Raw genomic sequence first — 22,272 nt, 5'->3', positions numbered from 1 at the left:
AGGTCACATACGAGTAGAGGATGCGCGCCCATGTGGACGCGCCATATTCTCTTGACCGTAGCGCTTTGCGGCGGTTCAACAATTCTAAGTCGGCCTACAGGCCCTGCTGCAATGCAGGGTCGTCCGGATTCTGTTGTTCGAGTTGCGCGAGCAGGACCTGAACGTTCTGCAACTGGCCGCTTTCTTTCCAATAATTGACCAGCAATACCCTGGCTTTGCGATTGGCCGGGTGGCGTTGGATGATTTCTTCCAACTGGCGTTGCGCAGCCTCCAGTTCCTCTTGCGCATGCAGCGTGGTAGCGAGGTCGTAGCGGTAATCCTGATTATCCGGCTCCAGTTCTACCGCCTTGGACAGGCCGAGCAGGGCGTACGGACGTTCGCCATGATGCAGCAGCCACATGCCCAGCGCATGTTGCAGGTAGGCTGACTCCGGATGCGCGGCCAATTGGCGCGCCAACAGTTGGCGCGACTCCTCGGTCTTGCCTTGTTTGTCCAGCAACTCGATCTGCGCGACCACCGCTTGCAGGTTATCCGGTTGCAGGCGCATGGCCTGTTCGAGGGCGTTTTGCGCCTCCGGTAACAGGGCGCTGTGGATATACAGGCGCGCCAGTTGAATCCAGCCTTCGGCCGTTTCGGGCTGGGCCTTGAGCTTTTTCACGAACTCATCCAGCACCTGCTGCAACGGCCCGAAGTACAGGCCCAGGGTGTCGGGCGACAGGCCAAGCAAGGCGTTGGCGGCGGCAAACCGCACGTCCTGCTCGGGGTCATCCAGCACTGGGCCGAGCAGCAGCGTGCGTTGGCCGGTTGGCACCAGGCCGACAATGCTGTGGATGGCGGCCTCGCGTACCCGCGGTGATTCGCTGGCCAGATCCTTGTCTGCCAGCTTCAGGGCCTGGGGGCTGGGGTAGTTGGGCAGTTCGGCATGCAACGCAGCGCGACGCTCGGGTGATAAATCCGGTCGACCCAGTTGCTGGTACAGCACGCGTGCCGCTCCGGGCTCACCGTTGCGCGCCTGTTTCAAGGCTTTTGAATACCCGTGGGCGATGGCCGCCGGTACGGCTACCGGGGTGGCGCGGGAGAAATACCAGGTGATCAGTACAATCAACAGCAGGGCGCACAGGCCGACGATGGAATAACGGCGTGACTTTGACATGCAGGCGTCCGAAAGCGAGGGCAGCAAAGCCGTCAGCTTCGGTCAGACCACGGCGGGTGTCAAACCCGCGTCAGGTGAGCACGTAGTCCAGCGGTTCCAGAGGCGGCGGCAACTCGGTTTCGCCGAGCGCCGCCAATACTTCGCGTTCCAGGGTGCGCAGGAGGGCATTGCAGGGCAGGTCGTTCTCGTCAAAACCGAACGGGTCCTCCAGGTCATCGCCGATTTCATCAAGGCCGAAGAACGTGTAGCTGACAATGGCGGTGAACACTGGCGTCAACCAGCCCAGCGGCTCGGCCATGGCAAACGGCAGCAAAATGCAGAACAGGTAAATGGTGCGATGCAGCAGCAGGGTGTAGGGGAAGGGCAGCGGCGTGCTCTTGATGCGCTCGCAGGACGCCTGCACCTGGCTGAGGCTCACCAGTCGGGTTTCCCATTGGGTGTAGCGCCACTCGCTGATCACACCTTGCTCGGCCAGCACCGAAAACCGCGCGCCCAGCTGTTGCAGCAGGCTGTCCGGGAGATTCGGGTGATGGGCCTGGAACGTGCTCCACGGCTTGATGGCCCGAGCTTCATCCTCATGGCGCAAGCGTGCGACCAGGCCGTGGGCAAATCCGCACAGGCTGCGCAGCAGGCCCGTACGCTCGGCCAGATCACTGAGTACCTGGGTTTCGCGGATCAGCGAGCGCACTTCGATGACCATCTGGCCCAATTGCTTGCGGCCTTCCCACCAGCGGTCATAGCAGGCGTTGTTGCGAAAACTCATGAAGATCGACAACGACAGCCCGAGCAAGGTGAACGGCGTGGCGTTGACCTTGGAGAAGTACGCCGGGTGCAGGGTTTCCACCAGCACGATCACCGAGGCGAGCAGCGTGACCAGCAGGCTGCGCAGGGCGATACGCTTGGCAATCGAACCCTTGAGTGAAAACAGGATGCCGAAGAGGTTGGGTTTGGGGCGGACTATCATGCAGGGGGACTTCTTTGGTGGCGCAGACCATCAGGTTAGAAGCAAGCGTCGCCAGCGTCCAATCGCTTGGGCCGACCGGCTGATCGGTGGGGTCGATGACTGGCCAAAACAGTCAGGCAGGTTGAAGGCTTTGACCATTGCCGCGTGGCGGCTGCGGGGCGACTATTCCGACAATTCGCACCGTTCAAGGAAACAACAATGCAGATTGAAAACAAGAGCTTCCTGGTCAGCGGCGGCGCATCAGGCCTCGGCGCGGCGACTGCCGAGATGCTGATTGGCGCCGGTGCCAAGGTCATGCTGGTGGACCTGAATGCCGATGCGGTGGCGGCCAAGGCCCAACAGCTTGGCGACAACGCCCGCAGCTGCGTCGCGGATATCAGCCAGGAAGCGGCTGCCGAAGCGGCGGTGCAGGCGACGCTTGCGGCATTTGGCGGCTTGCATGGGCTGGTGAACTGCGCCGGTGTAGTGCGTGGCGAGAAAATCCTCGGCAAGAACGGCCCCCATGGGTTGGCGAGCTTTGCCCAGGTGATCAACGTCAACCTGATCGGCAGCTTCAACCTGCTGCGCCTGGCCGCCGCCGCCATCGCCGAGACCGAGGCGAACGCCGACGGCGAGCGCGGCGTGATCATCAATACCGCGTCGGTGGCCGCATTTGACGGGCAGATCGGCCAGGCGGCGTACGCCGCGTCCAAGGGCGCCATTGCCAGCCTGACGCTGCCTGCGGCACGCGAGCTGGCGCGCTTTGGCATTCGTGTAATGACCATCGCCCCCGGCATCTTCGAAACCCCGATGATGGCCGGCATGACCCCTGAAGTTCGCGACTCCCTGGCCGCCGGTGTGCCGTTCCCGCCACGGCTGGGCAAACCCGCCGAATACGCCGCGCTGGTGCGGCATATCATTGAAAACAGCATGCTCAATGGCGAGGTGATCCGTCTTGACGGTGCCTTGCGCATGGCGGCCAAGTAAGGAGGATTTGCCATGACCGATCCTATCGTTATCGTCAGCGCCGTACGTACGCCCATGGGCGGGTTCCAGGGCGACCTCAAGGGCCTGACCGCGCCACAACTGGGCGCCGCGGCGATTCGCGCAGCCGTCGAGCGTGCCGGTATTGCCCCCGATGCCGTGGATGAAGTTTTGTTCGGCTGCGTACTGCCTGCAGGCCTCGGCCAGGCGCCGGCACGTCAGGCCGCGCTGGGTGCCGGGCTCGACAAGGGCACGCGCTGCACCACCCTCAACAAGATGTGCGGCTCGGGCATGGAGGCGGCGATCCTGGCCCATGATTCACTGCTGGCCGGCAGCGTCGACGTGGTGATTGCCGGTGGCATGGAAAGCATGTCCAACGCGCCGTATTTGCTCGACCGTGCGCGCAGCGGCTACCGAATGGGCCACGGCAAGGTGCTTGATCACATGTTCCTCGACGGCCTGGAAGACGCCTACGACAAGGGCCGCCTGATGGGCACCTTTGCCGAAGACTGCGCCCTGCACAACGGGTTTACCCGTGAGGCCCAGGATGCGTTCGCCATCGCTTCGCTGACCCGGGCGCAAGAAGCCATTACCCATGGCAGCTTTGCCGCAGAAATCGTCCCGGTGCAGGTCTCCGTGGGCAAAGAGCAGAAAACCATCCTGCATGACGAACAGCCACCCAAGGCCAAGCTGGACAAGATCACCAGCCTGAAACCGGCCTTCCGCGAAGGCGGCACCGTAACAGCGGCCAACGCCAGTTCGATTTCCGACGGTGCGGCGGCCTTGTTGCTGATGCGCCAGTCCGAGGCGCAAAAGCGTGGCCTCAAGCCCTTGGCGGTGATCCACGGGCATGCGGCGTTCGCCGATGAGCCGGGGCTGTTCCCGGTAGCGCCGGTGGGGGCGATTCGCAAGCTGATGAGCAAGACCGGCTGGAATCTGGATGAGGTCGACCTGTTCGAGATCAACGAAGCCTTCGCCGTGGTCAGCCTGGTGACCATGAGCAAGCTGGAGATCCCCCACGCCAAGGTCAATGTGCATGGCGGTGCCTGCGCCCTGGGCCATCCGATCGGTGCCTCCGGTGCGCGGATCCTGGTGACCTTGCTCTCGGCCCTGCGCCAGAAGGGCCTCAAGCGTGGCGTTGCCGCCATCTGCATCGGCGGTGGTGAAGCCACGGCCATGGCCGTCGAATGCCTGTATTAAGGAACCACCATGCTGCCCAATGACGAACAACTGCAAATCAGCGACGCTGCCCGGCAATTTGCCCAGGAGCGCCTGAAACCCTTTGCTGCCGAGTGGGATCGCGAGCACCGCTTCCCCAAGGAAGCGATTGGTGAGATGGCCGAGCTGGGCTTTTTCGGCATGCTGGTGCCGGAACAGTGGGGTGGTTGCGACACCGGCTACCTGGCCTACGCCATGGCGCTGGAAGAAATCGCCGCCGGTGACGGCGCCTGCTCGACCATTATGAGCGTGCACAACTCGGTGGGCTGCGTGCCGATCCTCAAGTTTGGTAACGACCAGCAGAAAGAGCAATTCCTCAAGCCCCTGGCCAGTGGCACCATGCTCGGCGCGTTCGCATTGACCGAGCCGCAGGCCGGCTCTGATGCCAGTAGCCTGAAAACCCGCGCACGCCTTGAAGGCGACCATTACGTGCTGAATGGCTGCAAACAGTTCATCACCTCCGGGCAGAACGCCGGTGTGGTGATTGTGTTTGCCGTGACCGACCCGGCGGCGGGCAAGCGCGGGATCAGCGCGTTTATCGTGCCGACCGACTCGCCGGGCTACAGCGTGGCGCGCGTTGAAGACAAGCTCGGCCAGCATGCCTCCGATACCTGCCAGATCCTGTTTGAGGACGTGAAGGTTCCTGTCGCCAACCGCCTGGGCGAGGAGGGCGAAGGCTACAGGATTGCCCTGGCCAACCTCGAAGGTGGCCGCGTAGGCATTGCCTCGCAATCGGTGGGCATGGCCCGCGCCGCCTTTGAAGCAGCCCGCGACTACGCCCGCGAGCGCGAAAGCTTCGGCAAGCCACTCATCGAGCACCAGGCCGTCGCTTTCCGCCTGGCGGACATGGCCACGCAAATCGCGGTTGCCCGGCAGATGGTGCATTACGCCGCCGCCTTGCGCGACAGCGGCAAGCCGGCACTGGTGGAAGCCTCGATGGCCAAGCTGTTTGCTTCGGAAATGGCCGAGAAAGTCTGTTCGGCCGCCTTGCAAACCCTGGGCGGTTACGGTTACCTGAGCGACTTCCCACTGGAGCGGATCTACCGCGACGTGCGGGTCTGCCAGATTTACGAAGGCACCAGCGATATCCAGCGCATGGTCATCTCACGCAATCTCTAAGGAGCCGATACATGAGTTACGAAACCATTTTGCTCGAAGTCCAGGGCCGCGTCGGGCTGATTACCCTCAACCGTCCGCAAGCCCTGAACGCCCTGAATGCGCAACTGGTCAGCGAGCTGAACCAGGCACTGGACGGCCTGGAGGCCAACCCGGAAATCGGCTGCATCGTATTGACCGGCTCGAAAAAAGCCTTCGCCGCCGGTGCCGACATCAAGGAAATGGCCGAGCTGACCTACCCGCAGATCTACCTCGACGACCTGTTCAGCGATAGCGACCGCGTGGCCAACCGCCGCAAGCCGATCATCGCCGCCGTCAACGGCTTTGCCCTGGGCGGCGGCTGCGAGCTGGCGCTGATGTGCGACTTCATCCTCGCCGGTGACGGCGCCAAGTTCGGCCAGCCGGAAATCAACCTCGGCGTACTGCCGGGCATGGGCGGCACCCAACGCCTGACCCGTGCGGTGGGCAAAGCCAAGGCGATGGAAATGTGCCTGACCGGGCGCTTCATCGATGCAGTGGAAGCGGAGCGTTGCGGAATCGTCGCACGCATCGTGCCGGCCGATGAGTTGCTGGAAGAAGCGCTGAAAGTCGCCACCCTGATTGCGGGCAAGTCGGTGCCGATCAGCATGATGGTCAAGGAAAGCGTGAACCGTGCGTTTGAAGTGAGCCTGTCGGAAGGCGTGCGCTTTGAGCGCCGGGTGTTCCATGCGGCGTTTGCCACGCAGGATCAGAAGGAAGGCATGGCGGCGTTTGTGGCCAAGCGGGCGCCGGAGTTCAAAGACAAATAAACCGACACTCAGTACTAAATGTGGGAGGGGGCTTGCCCCCGATGACGGTGGATCAGTCAGCTTACCTGTTACTGACCCACTGCTATCGGGGGCAAGCCCCCTCCCACATTGCTAGATCTGATAGTTCTTCAGCTCCCTGGCAATCACCATCCGCTGAATCTCGCTGGTCCCTTCGTAAATCTGCGTGATCCGCGCATCCCGGTAGTAACGCTCCACCGGGTAATCCTCCAGGTATCCGTACCCTCCGTGAATCTGCATCGCCGATGAGCAAACCTTCTCGGCCATTTCCGAGGCAAACAGCTTGGCCTGGGACGCTTCCGACAAGCAGGGTTTGCCGGCACTGCGCAGGCGTGCGGCGTGCAGGATCAGCAAGCGTGCGGCGTTGAGTTGGGTTTGCATGTCGGCCAGCAAATTGGCCACGCTCTGGTGCTCAATGATTGCCTTGTTGAACTGCACCCGATCACGGGCATAGGCCAGCGCTGCTTCAAACGCCGCACGGGCGATGCCCAACGCCTGGGCGGCAATACCGATGCGGCCACCCTCCAGGTTGGACAGCGCAATGGCGAGGCCTTTGCCACGCTCGCCCAGCAGGTTGGCCTCAGGCACGCAGCACTGGTTGAGGGTCACGGCGCAGGTATCGGACGCACGGATGCCCATCTTGTGCTCGGTGCGATCCACCACGAATCCCGGGGTTGCGGTGGGCACCAGGAACGCCGAGAGGCCTTTCTTGCCCAGGTCGGGGTCAGTCACGGCAAATACGATTGCCAGTTTGGCGCGCTTGCCATTGCTGACGAACTGCTTGGCCCCGTTGATCACCCACTGGCCGTCGCGCAGTTCGGCACGGGTACGCAGGTTGTGCGCTTCGGAGCCGGCCTGGGGTTCGGTCAGGCAGAAGCAGCCAATCGCCTGGCCGCTGGCGAGGTCGGCCAGCCAGGTCTGTTTTTGCTCATCTGTGCCGTAGTTGAGAATCGGCCCGCAACCCACTGAATTATGGATACTCATCAGTGCGCCAGTGGCGCCGTCACCTGCGGAAATTTCCTCGACGGCGAGGGCATAGGCGACGTAATCGACGTATGTGCCGCCCCATTCTTCCGGCACCACCATGCCCAGCAGGCCCAGTTCGCCCATCTTGGCGACCAGGCCGTCGTCGATCCACCCGGCTTTCTCCCAGGCTTGGGCATGCGGGGCGATTTCACCCCGGGCGAAGTCACGCGCCATGTCGCGGATCATCACTTGTTCTTCTGTGTATTCAATATCTTGCATGGATTATTTCGCAACCTTCTCGAAGTGATGAAAGAAGCTCTCGACGTGGCTCAGGGCCAACCCGTGCAGGGTGGGCGGGTTCCAGCGTGGGCTTTTGTCTTTGTCGATGATCAGGGCACGCACGCCTTCGATCAGGTCGCCGCGCTCGAACCATTGGCGATCAAGGTGCAGCTCCAGGGCAAAACAGTCTTCCAGGGGCAGGCGGCGGCCGCGGCGCAACATCTCCAATGTGACCGCCATGGCCAGGGGCGAGCGGGTCAGCATCAGGTTGGCGGTGGTCAGCGCCCATTCATGGCTGTCGGCAACGGTGACTTGCTGCAGTTGCTCGACGATGCTCGGTACATCCGGCAGCGCAAAAAAGTGGTCGATGGCGGGGCGCAGAGCGGCCAGCGGCGCATCGGGCAGTTGCTGCACGGCCAGTTTGGCGAGCACGCCTTGCAGGTCCTTGAGCGGCGAGTCGTGCCATTGCAGGCGGTCGAGTTTCTGGTCCAGGTCGGCGAGCTTGTGGCTCTCAAGGTACCAATCGGCCAACCCGCAATACAGCGCGTCGGCCGCGCGGATCTGTACCCCGGTCACGCCCAGGTAGATTCCCAGTTCGCCGGGGATGCGCGGCAGGAAGTAGCTGCCGCCCACATCAGGGAAGTAACCGATGGCCACTTCCGGCATCGCCAGGCGACTGCGCTCGGTGACCACACGCAGGTCAGCGCCTTGCACCAGGCCCATGCCGCCGCCGAGGACAAACCCGTCCATCAGTGCCACGACTGGCTTGCGGTAGTGGTGGATGGCCAGATCGAGTGCGTATTCCTCGACGAAAAAGTCCTGATGCAGGGTGTCGCCGTTCTTGAAACTGTCGTACAGCGAGCGGATATCGCCACCGGCACAGAAGGCTTTTTCACCGGCGCCGCGCAGGACCACGGCATACACCTGCGGGTCATCGGCCCATGCCTGCAACTGGGACGTGAGGCTGCGCACCATGTTCAGGGTGATGGCATTCAAGCCAGCGGGGCGATTGAGGGTGAGGTGGCCGATGTGGTTGCGGACCTCGGCGAGGACTTCGTCCTGAAGTATTTCGGTATGGCTTGCTTCGGATGAAACCTGAGCAGTCATCGATAACTCCCTGCTTTTATTGTTCTTTATCAAGATGTTCACGGATGAACCTTCTCGCGATCGTACCAGTGCAAATTTGCCCAGTACAACCTTCAATCCTGCAGGTCGTTTTTGCATTTATGCAGTAAGCACGCGCCGGGCTCAAGGCACCCGGCTGGCCAGTGTTTCACCGATGCTGCGGCGCCTGGCGTGGGTTTCCGCCGCATGGATCAACTCTTCCAGTTCGCTGGGTTCCACATCGTAGAACTGCTCCATGTCCGCCAGTGCCAATTTCAAATCAGCGGCGGTAATGGCAGGGTCTCGGCCGGCTCTGGGGTTGAACGGGAGAGGTGCCGGAGCTGGCGCCGCGCCTTTGGGATAACGTGTGCGCGTGGCGTTGTTATACGCCAGTGCGCAGGCCAGCAGCGCACCTGCGCCGAGCAATACCGCGCCCAGCTCATACCAACCCAGCGCCGCTGACGCCGGGTCTGCCAGGACCAGCGTCATGGCCAGGCCGCCGGCGGGCGGGTGCAGGCAGCGCAACCAGCACATCAGCACCACGGTCATGCCAGCCGCCAGGCAGGCGCCGCCCAAGGACGGACCGAGGACACGCGTCACCAGCAAGGCAATCACGCCAGCGCACAGGTAGCTGCCGATAATCGACCAGGGTTGCGCCAAGGCACCCGATGACACGGCGAACAACAAGACGGCTGACGCACCCAGCGGGCCAAGCAGATGCAGCGCGACATCCATGCCAAACACCTGGGAGCACAACCAGACGCTGAACAGGGTGCCAAGCGCCATACCGATCGCGGCACGGCTCCATTCGGTGGGGCGGGTGTTGATAGCAGCGGGGAACCAGCGAGTGAGCATTGGAAGGCAGTCCATAAACAGCGGGCAAAAAAAAGGCTTGTCTGGTTGCCCGGAAAAGCCCTTTGAAAGTTCCAACATTTGGGGGAAGGAACCCACGCAGTGTGCCGCGCGTTGAACGGAGGCGCCAATGCATATTAATGAAGGTTGAATGCAAAAATAATGAATTGGAATACGGTCAGACGGCTATCGAGCAGCAGACTTTACCCAGCACTCGATTACTGAACTCTTCATCGAATAAACGCTTGCGCAGGTTTTCCTGCAAACCGGGTTCACTGGCCAGCGGGCCTTTCAACGCTACCAGTGCGTCGCGCAGACCCATCAGCCGGTCCAGCGGTGGCAGGGGAATATAGCCGACATGCGCTTCGGTGCTGGGCAAGGCTGGGTTATCAAGCGAAGCATCATCTGGCACGGCGTTGTCCTCTCGTCCTTGTGGTCACCCATGACCGGTGGCGGTACATGAATACCGCACCAGGCAAGCGAGTTTACCGTCGGGTTTTGGACGCGGGAAAGAGAAACGGCACCAGTCATTACGTAAAGCTGCGTGGGAATTTTCCGCGCCAGCAGTGCCGGCGCAGGTTCAAGGTTGCACAGGTTTGGCCAGGTGCAGCAGCACGTAAGGGTTACGGTCGAATTCGCCGCTCAGGGTCGGCGTGATGGAACGAAAGCGCGGGTCTTGCAAGCCTTCGTAGTCCGCTTGGCTCATCACCAGCCAGGCGGGTCCCTGGAGTGGCTTGAGGTCGGCGGCTTGCTGAGTGAACAACGGCACCTGGTCGCAGTCGAGGTTGACCATGTACTTGATAGCCTTGGCGTCTTTGCCCAAGCCGTGCAGCACCACCGGTGCGCGCTGTTGCATGACTTGCTCGTGAACCTGCAAGGTAAAGGTGCGGGTGTCATAGACACTGCGCTCCAGCGGCTCGACCACCAGGATATAGGTAGCCCATACCGCCAACACCGCTGCAAAGGCCGGGCCGACCGGGCGCAGGCGGGTCTTGAACAGGGTCGACAAGGCCACGACCTGCAGGCCTCCCAGCACGCCGAACACCCACCCGAGATGGCTCAATTGCTCGGGGTAGCGCGGGCGCGCAAACAGCAGGCCAGCGATCAACAGCGTCGGCAACAACGTCCAGATCCCCAGCAGCAGCCCACGCAGCCCGGCGAAGAGTCGACCATGCGCAACCTGGAACGGGTACGCCGCAATGATCGCCGCCATGGGCAGCATCGGCAGCACGTAACGTGCTTTTTTCGCCTGGGGAATCGACAGGCCGACCATCACCAGCAAGCCTGCGGCGGCGCAATACCACACCAACTGCAATGCCGGTCCCGGCGCACGGCGCCCGCTGAGCAGCATGGCCAGCAGCACCAGCAGCGCCATCGGATATGCCAAGGCGTAGTTGCCCAGTGAACTGGTGAAGTAGTACAACGTGCCGCTCGAACCTTCGCTGCCATCCATGCGACCGAGGAACTGCATGCGGATCACGTCCTGCATGAAGCTTTCGCCGCCGCTCAACTTGGCCATCAGCAACAGCAGGCCCACACATGCCACCAGCAGCGCCAGGGCGAGCAAGCCGAAACTGAACAGCTGGCGCCATTGTCGGTTGATCAGGTAGTAGCTGCAGAGCACGCCCGTAGGAATCACCAGGCCAATCGGCCCGCGCACGGCAAAGCCCAGGATCAGCAGCAGGTACAGCCAATGCAGGCGTTTAGCCGCCCCGAAATGATCATGGGCATAACCCAGGTAGAACACCGCCAGGGCGATGGCGGCCAGCATCTGGTCAAGGGACACCGCACGGGTTTCGCTGATAAAGGTGCTGCTCAGCAACAGGATCGCGATACTCAGCAGCCCCCAGCGCTGGGAGTAGGGGGCCGTGAGCCGATAAACCAGGATGACGATAAACGCCGAGGCAATTGCCGTGGGCAGCCAGGCCGTGAGGCTGGTGACCTGGCCCAACGGCAATGACAGCAGCCAGGTCATCAGCGTCGAGGTCGCCAGGTAATCCGCATAGGGCTGCCCGTACGTGGTGGGAAAGAAGCTGGGCCCATGGCGTAGCATCTCCTGGGCGAACACCACGAAGCGCGAGTCGAAGCCAATGATTGCCTGGTGCCAGTTGCCGGCGATAAACAGCAACAACGCCAGCAATCCCAAACCGAGGGATTGGCGGCGGATCGTTGCATTCAGCGGGGACGGTTGAACTCTGTTCACGTCTCAGGCTTCCACGACCTGGCCTGCACCCTGGGCTACCCATTGCTGCTGGGGAATCGGCAGTTGGCAGGAATCGCCACGGCCGATCGGGTAGTACTGGAAGCCTTTGCGCGCCAGGCGCTCGCCGTCGTAGAGGTTGCGGCCGTCGAAGATCACCGGGGTTTTCAGGCGCTGGTGGATCAGGTCGAAGTCCGGCGCCTTGAACTGCTGCCATTCGGTGCAGACGATCAGCGCATCCGCACCGCCCAGGGTCGATTCCGGGGTGCCCATGAGCATCAGCCGTGGGTCATCGCCGTAGATGCGTTGGGTTTCCTGCATGGCTTCCGGGTCGAATGCACGCACGTTGGCGCCGGCGGCCCAGAGGGCTTCCATCAGCACGCGGCTAGGGGCATCGCGCATGTCGTCGGTGTTGGGTTTGAACGCCAGGCCCCACAGGGCGAAGGTCTTGCCGCGCAGCTCGCCCTTGAAGAACGCATTGATCCGTTCGAACAGCTTGCTCTTCTGGCGCTGGTTGATGGCTTCCACCGCTTCCAGCAGGTCGCTGGAGCAGTTGGCTTGCTTGGCGCTGTGGATCAGGGCGCGCATGTCCTTGGGGAAACACGAGCCGCCGTAGCCGCAGCCGGGGTAGATGAAGTGATAGCCGATGCGCGAGTCGGCGCCAATGCCCAGGCGCACGGCTTCGATGTCGGCCCCCAGGTGCTCGGCCAGCTCGGCGATCTGGTTGATAAAGCTGATCTTGGTCGCCAGCATGCAGTTGGCGGCGTACTTGGTCAGCTCGGCGCTGCGCAGGTCCATGAAAATGATGCGGTCATGGTTGCGGTTGAACGGTGCGTACAGGTCGCGCATCACGTCGCGCACCTCTTCGCGTTCACAACCGATGATGATGCGGTCCGGGCGGCGGCAGTCGGCAACGGCCGAGCCTTCCTTGAGGAATTCCGGGTTGGAGACGATATCGAACTCCAGGTGCCGGCCGGCCAGGTGCAGGGCTTTTTCGATGTGGGCGCGCAGGGTGTCGCCGGTGCCGACCGGCACGGTGGATTTTTCCACCAGGATCACCGGCTCTTTGCGGTGGCGGGCGACGGCGTCGCCTACCGACAGCACGTATTTCAGGTCGGCCGAGCCGTCTTCGTCCGAAGGGGTGCCCACGGCAATGAACAGGACTTCGCCGTGTTCCACCGCCAACTTTTCATCATGGGTGAAGTGCAGCCGCCCACTCTCCAGGTTTTCCTTGACCATCGCAGCCAACCCCGGCTCGAAGATGGTCACATGGCCTTTTTGCAGTGACTCGACCTTTTTCTTGTCAACGTCCATGCAAATGACATCGTGGCCGACTTCAGCCAACACGGTGGCCTGCACCAGACCGACGTAACCGCTACCAAATACACTGATTTTCATGGGGCATTCCTGGGACTTGTGGCGCTAGCACGACGAGAGTTGATAACCAGAACACCGAGGATGACCAGCGCCACCCCCAGGGTTTTTGAAACGGAAAAATGTTCGTTGAACACCGGCAGGCTGGCGGCCAGCAGGTATACCAAGGCGTAGCTGATGCTCAGCAGCGAATAGGCACGACCCAGCGGCAAGTGCTTGAGCGCACCGAGCCAGCAGAGCATCGACAACGCGTAGGCCAGGATCGCCAGGCTCACGACGCCGAGGGCCCCCAGGTCGATGCTGTTCTGGCTGAAGGCGTCCAGCCATTCGCTGGGCAGCGGCAGGCGCGTCATGCTCCAGCGCATGCCCAGTTGGGCGGCACTGACCAGGCCGACGCTGCCCAGGGCCAGGGCAAACCCCTGAACCCGGCTCATACCTGGCGCCCCAGCAGCACGACGCCACCGATCACCAGCGCCACACCCAGCCAATGGCGAGTGTCGATGGGTTCCTTGAATACAAAACGCGCGACCAGCGTGACCAACACGAAGTTGAGGCTGAGCATCGGGTAGGCAATGCCGACTTCCAGGCGTTGCAACACCAGCAGCCACACCAGCAGGCCGAGGCCCAGGCACACCAGCGCCGACCACAACCAGGGTGAGCGCAGTTTCAGCGCCCAGCCATCCGGCAGGTCGCGCCAGCTTTCCACGGCGAACTTCTGGGAGACCTGGCCCATGCAGGTGAGCAGGCAGGCGGCCAGTAACAGCAGCAAGGTGATCATTGCGCAGCCTGCGGGAAGATCAGGATCACGATATTGCCTTGTTCGTAGCGCTTGCCGTCCTTGGGCAGCAAGTCGACTTCTGCGATTTCGTCGTCACCCTTGACCCGCATGACCACGCCGACCGGGCCTTTTTTGCGCGCATCGCTCATCCATTGCTGGACTTGGGTGGTATGCACCTTGTGGTGCGTGGCGTCCGCGTAGGCCAGGCCGTATTTGACTTCGCCGACGGTGTTGTAGAGCGTCACGTCCGGGCGCGCCAGGCGCCATGACAGCGCCGACGCTGCGCCCAGGTCATTGCTCAGCAGGGCCGTGGCCGGTTGCAGCTCTTGCAGGTGATCAATGATGAATTGGTCAGGCGTCTTGTTGTACACCACTGAATGCGGCAGGGCAGCTGGCAACAAGGCCACCATCAGCCAACTGCCGAGTACCGGTGCGGCCCACAGGTGCAAAGGCCGGGCCGCCTGCAACAGATTGACCAGGATCCAGGCAAACAGAAAGGTGAACACCAACACCAGGCTGAGGGTTTCCTGGCCGTGCTCGTACACCGGCTTCTTCATTTGCAGCCAGGTCAGCGCGAGCAATGCCACTACACCGATGATCAGGTTCAGCCAGCCGTTGATGCGCAGCGCACGGCTGCGTCCCTGGGCCAGTTTGTCCGCCAGGGTATTGCCCATCAACAAGGCGAGGGGCAGCAGGCACGGCATGATGTAGGACGGCAGCTTGCCCTTGGCCAGGCTGAAGAAGGCCAGGGGCATCAGCAGCCACAGCACTACAAAACCGATTTTTGCGCTGCGTTTGTCCCGCCACGCCTGTTTGAGGGTAGACGGCAACAACGCCACCCACGGCAGGCAGAACGCAACCAACAGCGGCAGGTAATACCAGAACGGCTCGGCGTGCTGGGCATCGTCACCGGCGAAGCGCTGGATATGCTCGTGCCAGAAGAAGAAATTCCAGTAGTCCGGCTCTTGCAGGTGCACCGCCAGCGCCCATGGTAAGCTGACGACAATCGCCACCACCACGGCAACCACGCCGTAGCCCAGCAGCTCACGCACACGCTTCTGCCAGATCGCATAGGGCAGGGCGATCAACACCGGTAGCAACCACGCAAGAAAGCCTTTGGTCATGAAGCCCATGCCGCAGGCGAAGCCGAGCAACGCCCAGGACCCCAGGCGTCCGTTACGGGTGGTGCTGTCGAAGCAGAACCACAGGGCAGCACCGGTCAGGTTGACCCAGAAGGTGAACTGCGGATCCAGGTTGGCGTAGCCACCGAGCAAGGCCACGCTGACAAAACTCATGTACAGCACGGTGCTGACCAGGGTTTTGCGCGGGTCGTTCCACAGCCGGCGCGACACCCCGTACACCAGCAGAATGCTCAAGCCAGTGCTCAGGGCCGAGGCAAACCGCACGCCGAACAGGTTCTGCCCGAAGATCGCCTGGCCCAGCGCGATCATCCAGTAGCCCGCCGCCGGTTTTTCGAAGTAGCGGATGCCCATGAAGTGCGGCGAAGCCCACTTGCCGGTCAGCAGCATTTCCTGGCTGATCTGCGCGTAGCGGGTTTCATCCGGAATCCACAGGCCATGGGTGGCCAGCGGCAGCAGGTAGAACGCAGCAAACGCCAACAGCAGCAGGGGCAAGGCCCAACGGCGGATCATGCCTGCTGCACTCCGAGCCAACCCTCGCGGCCGGGCAAGGCGCCACGTACCAGCTGTTGCTGGGGCAGGGTGGTCATGTCCGCAGGCAACAGGTCGCCCAGTGGTTTGAAGTTGATGCCGCGCTGCCCGGCCTGGGCAAGCAACTGGCGAAAATCGTTGGCCATCAGAATCCCTTCTACTTCGGCGTGGATCGTATAAACGTTGAGTTTCGACTCGGCAAAACGGTCGAGGATGAACCCATTGAAGTCTTTGGCAGCCACTACCGGCCCGACGACTTCGTCGAAGGTCGGCAGGTCTACCGGAATTTGTGGGGTGCCCGCACTGCCATCGGCCAGGGTTGGACGAAACAGGCTGGTGCCCCGGCAATCGCTGTTGTAGCGAAAGTTGAAAGCTTGCTTGGCTTGCACCACACGCTCATCCGCGCGCCAACCGGCGGCGGCGGAACAGTCGATGCGCTCACCGAGAATGTCACTGAGCGTGTCGACGCCACGGCGAATCTGTTCGATCAACTGAGCCTCGCTCCAGCGCCCGGTGTTGGCCTGCCAGCCGTGGTGATCCCAGGCGTGCAGGCCCACTTCGTGCCCGGCGGCCTTGGCCTGGCGCATCAAGTGCCCCAGGTCACGGCCGATTGGCTTGCCTGGCCAGGCAGTGCCGGCCAGCAAGATGTCCAGGCCATACAGGCCGACCGCATTGGAACGCAACATCTTCCACAGGAACTGGGGCCGGATGAGACGCCACAAGTGGCGCCCCATGTTGTCCGGCCCGACACTGAAGAAGAACGTCGCTTTCACCCCGGCTTCATCCAGGGATTCGAGCAACTGTGGCACACCTTCACGGGTGCCACGGTAGGTATCGACGTCGATGCGTAGGCCTGCCTGCATTACTTTTTGTCCGCGATTTCGAGCATGGCTTCACGCAGGAAGAAATCCAGGGTGTTGCCGATGGTTTCGCTCATCTCCACGGTCGGCTCCCAGTTCAGCAGGCGCTTGGCGTTTTCGATGCTTGGCTTGCGGTGCGCCACGTCCTGGTAACCGGTGCCGTAGAACGCCTTGCTTTCTACGTCGCGGAAACCGGCGAACGGTGGGAAGTTGCCACGCAGGGGGTGCGCTTCGAACTGACGCAGCAGTTCTTCGCCCAACTGACGGATGCTGGCTTCGTTTTCCGGGTTGCCGATGTTGACGATCTGGCCGTCGCACACGCCATTTTCGTTGTCAATGATGCGTGCCAGGGCTTCGATGCCGTCGGCAATGTCGGTGAAGCAGCGCTTCTGCTCGCCGCCGTCGAACAGGCGGATCGGCGTACCTTCCACCAGGTTCAGGATCAGCTGGGTGATTGCGCGCGAGCTGCCGATACGCGCCGAGTCCAGGCGATCCAGGCGTGGACCCATCCAGTTGAACGGACGGAACAGGGTGAATTTCAGGCCTTTGTCGCCGTAAGCCCAGATCACACGGTCCAGCAATTGCTTGGAGACCGAGTAGATCCAGCGCTGTTTGTTGACCGGGCCTACCACCAGGTTGGAGGTGTCTTCGTCGAAGTACTGGTCCTGGCACATGCCATAGACTTCGGAGGTCGACGGGAAGATCACGCGCTTGTTGTACTTGACGCAGTAGCGCACCAGCTTGAGGTTTTCTTCGAAGTCCAGTTCGAACACGCGCAGCGGGTTGCGGGTGTATTCGATTGGCGTGGCGATGGCCACCAGCGGCAAGACCACGTCGCACTTCTTGATGTGGTACTCGATCCACTCGGTGTGGATGCTGATATCACCTTCCACGTAATGGAAGTTCGGGTGGCTGCGCAGGCGCTCGATGGCGTCGGAGCCGATGTCCAGGCCGTAGACTTCGTAACGGTCGTCACGCAGCAGGCGCTCGGACAGGTGGTTACCGATAAAACCGTTCACACCCAGGATCAGCACGCGGGTACGACGCGGCTTGCGACCGGACTCGGCACCGCGCAGTACGGAACCGTCGACCAGGCCCAGTGCGTCCGCCAGGGCGGGGCCGGCCAGGAACAGGCCGTCAGCGTTACGCTGGCCGAACTTGACCACCAGGGAGTCTTCACCGCAGGCGATGCGCAGCGGGTTGACGCTGATTACGCGGCCAGGGGCCAGGCCTTCGTTGCCCTTGACCACTTCGGCCTGCCACACGATCAGTTTGTGCTCGCCCACGGCGCAGAAGGCGCCTGGGTACGGTTGGGTGACGGCCCGCACCAGGTTGAACAGTTCTTCAGCCGGCTTTTTCCACTCCAGCTTGCCATCGGCGGCAGTGCGGCGGCCGAAGTAAGTGGCCTGGCTTTCGTCCTGGGCGGTTTCCGCCAATTTGCCTTGGGCCAGTTGCGGCAGTGCATCGCGCAGCAGGGTGCTGGCGGCGTCGCGCAGTTTGGCGTGCAGGGTCAGGCCGGTGTCGTTGCGTTCGATGATGACTTTCTGCTGGGCCAGGATCGCGCCGGCATCGGCACGCTTGACCATGCGGTGCAGGGTCACGCCGGTTTCGGTCTCGCCGTTGACCAGCACCCAGTTGGCCGGTGCACGGCCACGGTACTTAGGCAACAAGGAGCCGTGCAGGTTGAACGCGCCTTTGCTGGCGGTGGCCAGCAGGGGCTCGCTGAGCAGGTTGCGGTAGTAGAACGAGAAGATGTAGTCCGGGTTCAGCTTGGCGATGCGCTCGATCCACAGCGGGTGGTTGGCGTCTTCCGGAGCGTGTACCGGGATGCCGTTGCGCGCGCACAGTTGCGCGACGGAACCGTAGAAATTGTTTTCCTTAGGGTCGTCGGCATGGGTGAACACGGCAGCAATTTCGTAACCGGTGTTGAGCAGCGCTTCAATCCCTGCACAACCAATGTCGTGGTACGCGAATACAACAGCTTTTGAACTCATGATTAGACCTGATCAGCAGAAGTAGAGGTATGGGAGGACACCAGGCCGTCAACGACGACCACGGGAGCCGGTGCTGCCGGTTGGTTGCGCAGCACTTTTTCGATAAAGAAGCGTGGACGGGCGCGCACATCGCTGTACATGCGGCCCAGGTATTCACCCAAGAGGCCCATGCCGATGAACTGGCCGCCAGTGAACACGAACAGCACTGCGAACAGCACGAACATGCCTTCGCCGGCCCATTCGGCACCAAAGGCCAGGCGCAGGATGATCAATGCAAAGGCGAACAACATGCCCAGCGCCGCCAGGCTGAAGCCGACAATCGATAGCAGGCGCAGCGGGGTGGTGGTCATGCACGTCAGCAGATCGAACATCAGGCTGATCAGGCGCATGGCGCTGTATTTGGATTCACCGTGTTCGCGCTCGGCGTGGTGCACCAGGATTTCCGTGGTGTGCCGGGCAAAACCGTTGGCCAGGATCGGGATAAAAGTGCTGCGCTCACGGCAGGCGAGCATCGCGTCGACGATGGTGCGGCGATAGGCGCGCAGCATGCAGCCGTAGTCAGTCATGGCCACGCCGGTAGAGCGCTGCACGGCCAGGTTGATCAGGCGCGACGGCCAGCGACGGAAGGCCGAGTCCTGGCGATTGTTGCGCACGGTGGCAACCACGTCGTAACCGAGGGCGGCTTGTTCCACCAGGCGCGGGATCTCTTCCGGCGGGTTTTGCAGGTCGGCGTCGAGGGTGATCACCACTTCGCCGCGGCATTGCTCGAAACCGGCCATGATCGCCGCGTGCTGGCCGTAATTGCGATTGAGGATCACCGCGACCACGTTGCTGCCGGCTTCCGAGGCGGCGTCTTCCAGCAGTTGGGCCGAATTGTCGCGGCTACCGTCATCCACCAGGATGATTTCGTATTCGTAGGCCAGTTGCTTGCAGGCTGCGGTGGTACGGCGCAGCAATTCAGGCAGGCTCTCTTGTTCGTTGTAGACCGGGATAACGATCGACACGCAATGAATAGGGTAGGGTTTCAAAGATTCATGACCTCGGGGTTAGAGCAACTTGGAGCGCTGAAACAGCAGCAATCAGTGGGCGAAAGTACAGGCAACTGATTAAAAGGCAGTGGTGTGCGTGGTGTTCATTCGACATTCCTGAGCGCTGGCCGTGTGTTCTTCCTGGTGAACTGCAGTAAAGACGATATTGCGTAAAGGTAAAGCGGAATCAATAGGTTAGTTGGAGAAGCGCGGATGGCCCTCAAGTCAACAGGGCCAAGATTAAGCGTAAAAATGTAGTACGAATATGAAACGCAGATGAAAAACTCGTTTATTTGACAGGTAGACAGCTAGGGTTCAGCTAAGCGGACGCGGCGCAGGGCAAGGCGCCGGGGGGATCGCGACGCAATGTTATTCAATCCTGTTTTCAGTGAAGAATATTCTCTGCAATGCCCTGCAAGTGCCGGTAAAGTAACCCGTCTCTTGCCAGGGTGATCGGATGAATAGCGTGCAGCTTTTACGCGGCCAGTTGCGGCCGGTGTTGATGGGGTTGTTGATGAGCGTGGCGTGTGTCACTACCGTACGCGCCGATGAAGGGGTGGCGCTCACCAGCATCGACCAGGTGCCGGACGGTGTCGAAGTGCGCGGCAAGCAGATCGCCGCTTATACCTGGGACGACAAACAAGGCAAGAACCTGCTGGTGCTCGCCGAGCAAGTCAGCGAGCGCGATGATGACGGCACCCAGTCGGCGTTCGTGTATGCGGCCCAGTACCTGATCGACGGCAACCGCCCCAAGCGCGTGTGGATGCTCTACGACGATGTGCAGCATTGCGAGTTCGACGCATCCCTGCGCTTTGACCGTGCTGCGACCAAGGTCACTGATCTCTCTGGCGACGGCATCACCCAGGCCACCGTGGGCTATTCGCGCACCTGCACCAGCGATGTCAGCCCCAACGAATTCAAGTTGATCATGCATGTCGGCAAGTCGCAGAAGTACCGTCTGCGCGGCGTCGACCGCGTCGGTGCGGCCTGGTGGGACGAAGAGGCCGGCGCCCTGCGCGGCATGCCGCTGCCCAAGGACTGCAGCGTGGCCGCGCAGCAGGCGCTGGTCAGCCAGTACAAGGAGCAGGGCACCGAGTTGCCGTTGCCGGGGTGTTATGGCGATGAGAAGGACTTTGCCAAGGCGCCGGAGGCGTACCTGACGTTCATGCGTCAGCACTGGTTCGCATTGATGCAGAAGCAGGACAGCGAGTGGAGCCAGACCCAGGTCCAGCCTCAGGAGCCCACCGAGGACGACGGTACGGCCCCGTGATTTTGTGCCGGGGCTGGTCCTGGGTTAGACTCGGCCCTCGCCAATTCACTAAATACCTCGATTAAACAAAGGCTTGTTCGAGGTATTTAATCCAAAGGCTGATCTACCTTGACTGAGTCTATCCGCAACCCACTGACCCTATACCTCACCCGCCTGGCCCCCTCCAGCCAATTGACCATGCGCTACGTGCTGCAAGATGCGGCCGACCGCCTGGGCTTCGAAGATATCAACCTCGAAGACATCGACTGGCACTTGCTGCAACCCGAACACGTCATCGCCCTGGTCGCCGCACTGCGCGAGGACGGTTATGCGCCGAATACTTCCTCGTTGTACGTGAATGCGGTGCGCGGGGTGATGAATGAAGCCTGGCGCCTCAACCTGATCAGCCAGGAGCACCTGTTGCGCATGCGCACCGTCAAGGCCGCACCCGGCACGCGCCTGGGCCAGGGCCGCAACCTGCGGCGCAGCCTGATTCGGGAAATGATGGACGTCTGCGCCGCCGACCCACGCCCCCAGGGCCTGCGGGATGCCGCGGTGATCGGCATACTCTACGGCTCCGGCATGCGCAAGTCGGAATCGGTCAACCTCGACCTGGCGCAAATCAACTTTGACGAGCGCAGCCTTCGGGTGATCGGCAAGGGCAACAAGGAGTTGATCAAGTACGCGCCGGACTGGGCGTTCGCCAAATTGCAGGCGTGGCTGGCGTTTCGGCGCGAGCAGCTCAAGGAGGGCGAGCAGGACGACAGCTTCCTGTTCAACCGTATCCGCCGTGGCAGCCACATCACTCGCGAGCGCATCACCAAACATGCGATCTACTACATCGCCCGCCAGCGCGGCGAACAGGTGGGGGTGAAGATCATGCCCCATGACTTCCGTCGGTCGTTCATCACCCGGGTGATCGAGGAGCATGACCTGTCGATCGCGCAGAAGCTGGCGCACCACACCAACATCCAGACCACCGCCAGTTATGACGTGCGTGACGACAATGAGCGGCGGAGGGCGGTGGATCGGTTTGATCTGTAATGAATGGACACTGATTTCAATCAACCAAGGAAGACGAAGCAATGACAACGTTCACTACATTTTGGTGGTCAACAAGCGGAGTGCTGACCCTTTGGGCACTCTTGACGCTAGGCGCCTGCGTCTTGGTGCGAAGCGGCAAAGTCATCTGGCCGTTGACGGCGGCGCGGCAAAACGTGCTCCTTGGCTTGTCGCTGGTGCTGCTTTCCGTCTCGGCGTCAGCGTATTGCGCGAATCAGCTCAGCCGCTACAAGGTCGACCACAAGGCAGAAACAGCTCAGAGCCAGGCCGAATTGGATAGGTTGAAAGACCAGACACAGCAGAAACGCTGTGCGCGACTCGCTACCCAAGACCTGACATGTGAACCCGCAAAACCGAGTTATGACCTTGCCGCCAACGACGAGCCCGTGTTCGAGATCCTGGGCAATACCGTTGAGGTCATTGGCGTGCTTCTAGGGCTCCTTGGCGGCGCTTTAGGCGTCAATATCCTGACTGACGGCTTGCTCAAAAAAGACCCCCCTCGGTATAGCCCCGTTCGAGCGCGGGACATCCGCGTGACGCGGACCCTCGGCCTCAAGGGCTGGAGGCTCGAACACGTCACCGTCCGCTCTTATCCTGCGTCCTCGGATGAGAAGGCCGAGCCGCCCATTGCATGAT

21 protein-coding genes are annotated in these 22,272 nt (G+C 61.7%); 7 read left to right on the top strand and 14 right to left on the bottom strand.

Annotated elements, in window-relative coordinates; genetic code table 11:
- Positions 1–94: 94 nt before the first annotated feature.
- Both BLR69_RS06080 and BLR69_RS06075 read right to left on the bottom strand, forming a co-directional pair.
- The gene (locus BLR69_RS06080; RefSeq protein WP_071495605.1) at positions 95–1,153 is read right to left on the bottom strand and encodes a tetratricopeptide repeat protein; all 1,059 of its coding nucleotides are present in this window, start codon (positions 1,151–1,153) and stop codon (positions 95–97) included.
- 70 nt (positions 1,154–1,223) lie between these two features.
- Positions 1,224–2,117, bottom strand: a complete 894-nt coding sequence (locus BLR69_RS06075) for a bestrophin family protein (RefSeq protein ID WP_071495606.1) — start codon at positions 2,115–2,117, stop codon at positions 1,224–1,226.
- A 198-nt stretch (positions 2,118–2,315) separates the two neighbouring features.
- Between BLR69_RS06075 and BLR69_RS06070 the strand changes: the two genes are divergently transcribed.
- Genes BLR69_RS06070 through BLR69_RS06055 form a run of 4 tightly spaced genes read left to right on the top strand, consistent with a single transcriptional unit; the run spans position 2,316 to position 6,202 of the window.
- Positions 2,316–3,083 (top strand): SDR family NAD(P)-dependent oxidoreductase, encoded by a 768-nt coding sequence (locus BLR69_RS06070; protein ID WP_071495607.1) that lies wholly within the window; start codon positions 2,316–2,318, stop codon positions 3,081–3,083.
- 12 nt (positions 3,084–3,095) lie between these two features.
- Positions 3,096–4,280 carry an acetyl-CoA C-acyltransferase gene (locus BLR69_RS06065; protein WP_071495608.1) on the top strand — a complete coding sequence of 395 codons (1,185 nt, stop codon included), beginning with the start codon at positions 3,096–3,098 and terminating at the stop codon, positions 4,278–4,280.
- 9 nt (positions 4,281–4,289) lie between these two features.
- Positions 4,290–5,417 carry an acyl-CoA dehydrogenase gene (locus BLR69_RS06060; protein WP_071495609.1) on the top strand — a complete coding sequence of 376 codons (1,128 nt, stop codon included), beginning with the start codon at positions 4,290–4,292 and terminating at the stop codon, positions 5,415–5,417.
- 11 nt (positions 5,418–5,428) lie between these two features.
- Positions 5,429–6,202 carry an enoyl-CoA hydratase gene (locus BLR69_RS06055; protein WP_017738134.1) on the top strand — a complete coding sequence of 258 codons (774 nt, stop codon included), beginning with the start codon at positions 5,429–5,431 and terminating at the stop codon, positions 6,200–6,202.
- A 111-nt stretch (positions 6,203–6,313) separates the two neighbouring features.
- On the opposite strand, the gene BLR69_RS06050 is transcribed toward BLR69_RS06055, so the two are convergent.
- The 12 genes from BLR69_RS06050 to arnC form a co-directional block, all read right to left on the bottom strand.
- On the bottom strand, positions 6,314–7,465 hold the full coding sequence (locus tag BLR69_RS06050; protein WP_071495610.1) for an acyl-CoA dehydrogenase family protein: 1,152 nt from the start codon (positions 7,463–7,465) through the stop codon (positions 6,314–6,316).
- 3 nt (positions 7,466–7,468) lie between these two features.
- The gene (locus BLR69_RS06045; protein WP_071495611.1) at positions 7,469–8,572 is read right to left on the bottom strand and encodes an enoyl-CoA hydratase/isomerase family protein; all 1,104 of its coding nucleotides are present in this window, start codon (positions 8,570–8,572) and stop codon (positions 7,469–7,471) included.
- A 141-nt stretch (positions 8,573–8,713) separates the two neighbouring features.
- Entirely contained in the window at positions 8,714–9,424 is a 711-nt protein-coding gene (locus BLR69_RS06040) for an HPP family protein (protein WP_071495612.1), read from the bottom strand.
- Between the two features lie 175 nt (positions 9,425–9,599).
- Positions 9,600–9,833 carry a type VI secretion system contractile sheath small subunit gene (locus BLR69_RS30900; protein WP_134434912.1) on the bottom strand — a complete coding sequence of 78 codons (234 nt, stop codon included), beginning with the start codon at positions 9,831–9,833 and terminating at the stop codon, positions 9,600–9,602.
- 168 nt (positions 9,834–10,001) lie between these two features.
- Positions 10,002–11,624 (bottom strand): ArnT family glycosyltransferase, encoded by a 1,623-nt coding sequence (locus BLR69_RS06030; RefSeq protein ID WP_071495614.1) that lies wholly within the window; start codon positions 11,622–11,624, stop codon positions 10,002–10,004.
- A gap of 3 nt (positions 11,625–11,627) precedes the next feature.
- Positions 11,628–13,019 carry a UDP-glucose dehydrogenase family protein gene (locus tag BLR69_RS06025; RefSeq protein ID WP_071495615.1) on the bottom strand — a complete coding sequence of 464 codons (1,392 nt, stop codon included), beginning with the start codon at positions 13,017–13,019 and terminating at the stop codon, positions 11,628–11,630.
- Positions 13,016–13,429 carry a 4-amino-4-deoxy-L-arabinose-phosphoundecaprenol flippase subunit ArnF gene (gene arnF / locus BLR69_RS06020; protein ID WP_071495616.1) on the bottom strand — a complete coding sequence of 138 codons (414 nt, stop codon included), beginning with the start codon at positions 13,427–13,429 and terminating at the stop codon, positions 13,016–13,018. Before arnF ends, BLR69_RS06025 begins: the two co-directional genes overlap by 4 nt.
- Positions 13,426–13,773 (bottom strand): 4-amino-4-deoxy-L-arabinose-phosphoundecaprenol flippase subunit ArnE, encoded by a 348-nt coding sequence (gene arnE, locus BLR69_RS06015; RefSeq protein WP_071495617.1) that lies wholly within the window; start codon positions 13,771–13,773, stop codon positions 13,426–13,428. Before arnE ends, arnF begins: the two co-directional genes overlap by 4 nt.
- Positions 13,770–15,425 carry a lipid IV(A) 4-amino-4-deoxy-L-arabinosyltransferase gene (gene arnT / locus BLR69_RS06010; protein ID WP_071495618.1) on the bottom strand — a complete coding sequence of 552 codons (1,656 nt, stop codon included), beginning with the start codon at positions 15,423–15,425 and terminating at the stop codon, positions 13,770–13,772. The genes arnE and arnT overlap by 4 nt, the downstream gene beginning before the upstream one ends.
- The gene (arnD, locus tag BLR69_RS06005) at positions 15,422–16,306 is read right to left on the bottom strand and encodes a 4-deoxy-4-formamido-L-arabinose-phosphoundecaprenol deformylase (RefSeq protein ID WP_071495619.1); all 885 of its coding nucleotides are present in this window, start codon (positions 16,304–16,306) and stop codon (positions 15,422–15,424) included. The genes arnT and arnD overlap by 4 nt, the downstream gene beginning before the upstream one ends.
- Positions 16,306–18,297, bottom strand: coding sequence for a bifunctional UDP-4-amino-4-deoxy-L-arabinose formyltransferase/UDP-glucuronic acid oxidase ArnA (gene arnA, locus BLR69_RS06000; protein WP_071495620.1), 1,992 nt, complete (start codon positions 18,295–18,297; stop codon positions 16,306–16,308). The genes arnD and arnA overlap by 1 nt, the downstream gene beginning before the upstream one ends.
- A gap of 2 nt (positions 18,298–18,299) precedes the next feature.
- Positions 18,300–19,325, bottom strand: coding sequence for an undecaprenyl-phosphate 4-deoxy-4-formamido-L-arabinose transferase (gene arnC, locus BLR69_RS05995; RefSeq protein WP_071495621.1), 1,026 nt, complete (start codon positions 19,323–19,325; stop codon positions 18,300–18,302).
- 457 nt (positions 19,326–19,782) lie between these two features.
- Between arnC and BLR69_RS05990 the strand changes: the two genes are divergently transcribed.
- The 3 genes from BLR69_RS05990 to BLR69_RS05980 all read left to right on the top strand — a co-directional run bounded on the left by BLR69_RS05990 (position 19,783) and on the right by BLR69_RS05980 (position 22,271).
- Positions 19,783–20,595, top strand: coding sequence for a M949_RS01915 family surface polysaccharide biosynthesis protein (locus BLR69_RS05990; RefSeq protein WP_071495622.1), 813 nt, complete (start codon positions 19,783–19,785; stop codon positions 20,593–20,595).
- Between the two features lie 108 nt (positions 20,596–20,703).
- Positions 20,704–21,618 carry a site-specific integrase gene (locus tag BLR69_RS05985; RefSeq protein ID WP_071495623.1) on the top strand — a complete coding sequence of 305 codons (915 nt, stop codon included), beginning with the start codon at positions 20,704–20,706 and terminating at the stop codon, positions 21,616–21,618.
- A 41-nt stretch (positions 21,619–21,659) separates the two neighbouring features.
- Positions 21,660–22,271 carry a hypothetical protein gene (locus tag BLR69_RS05980; protein WP_071495624.1) on the top strand — a complete coding sequence of 204 codons (612 nt, stop codon included), beginning with the start codon at positions 21,660–21,662 and terminating at the stop codon, positions 22,269–22,271.
- Position 22,272: the final 1 nt, after the last annotated feature.

The organism is Pseudomonas azotoformans, assembly GCF_900103345.1.
GTDB lineage: Bacteria > Pseudomonadota > Gammaproteobacteria > Pseudomonadales > Pseudomonadaceae > Aquipseudomonas > Aquipseudomonas azotoformans.
This window is presented reverse-complemented; position numbering and strand designations above follow the sequence as displayed.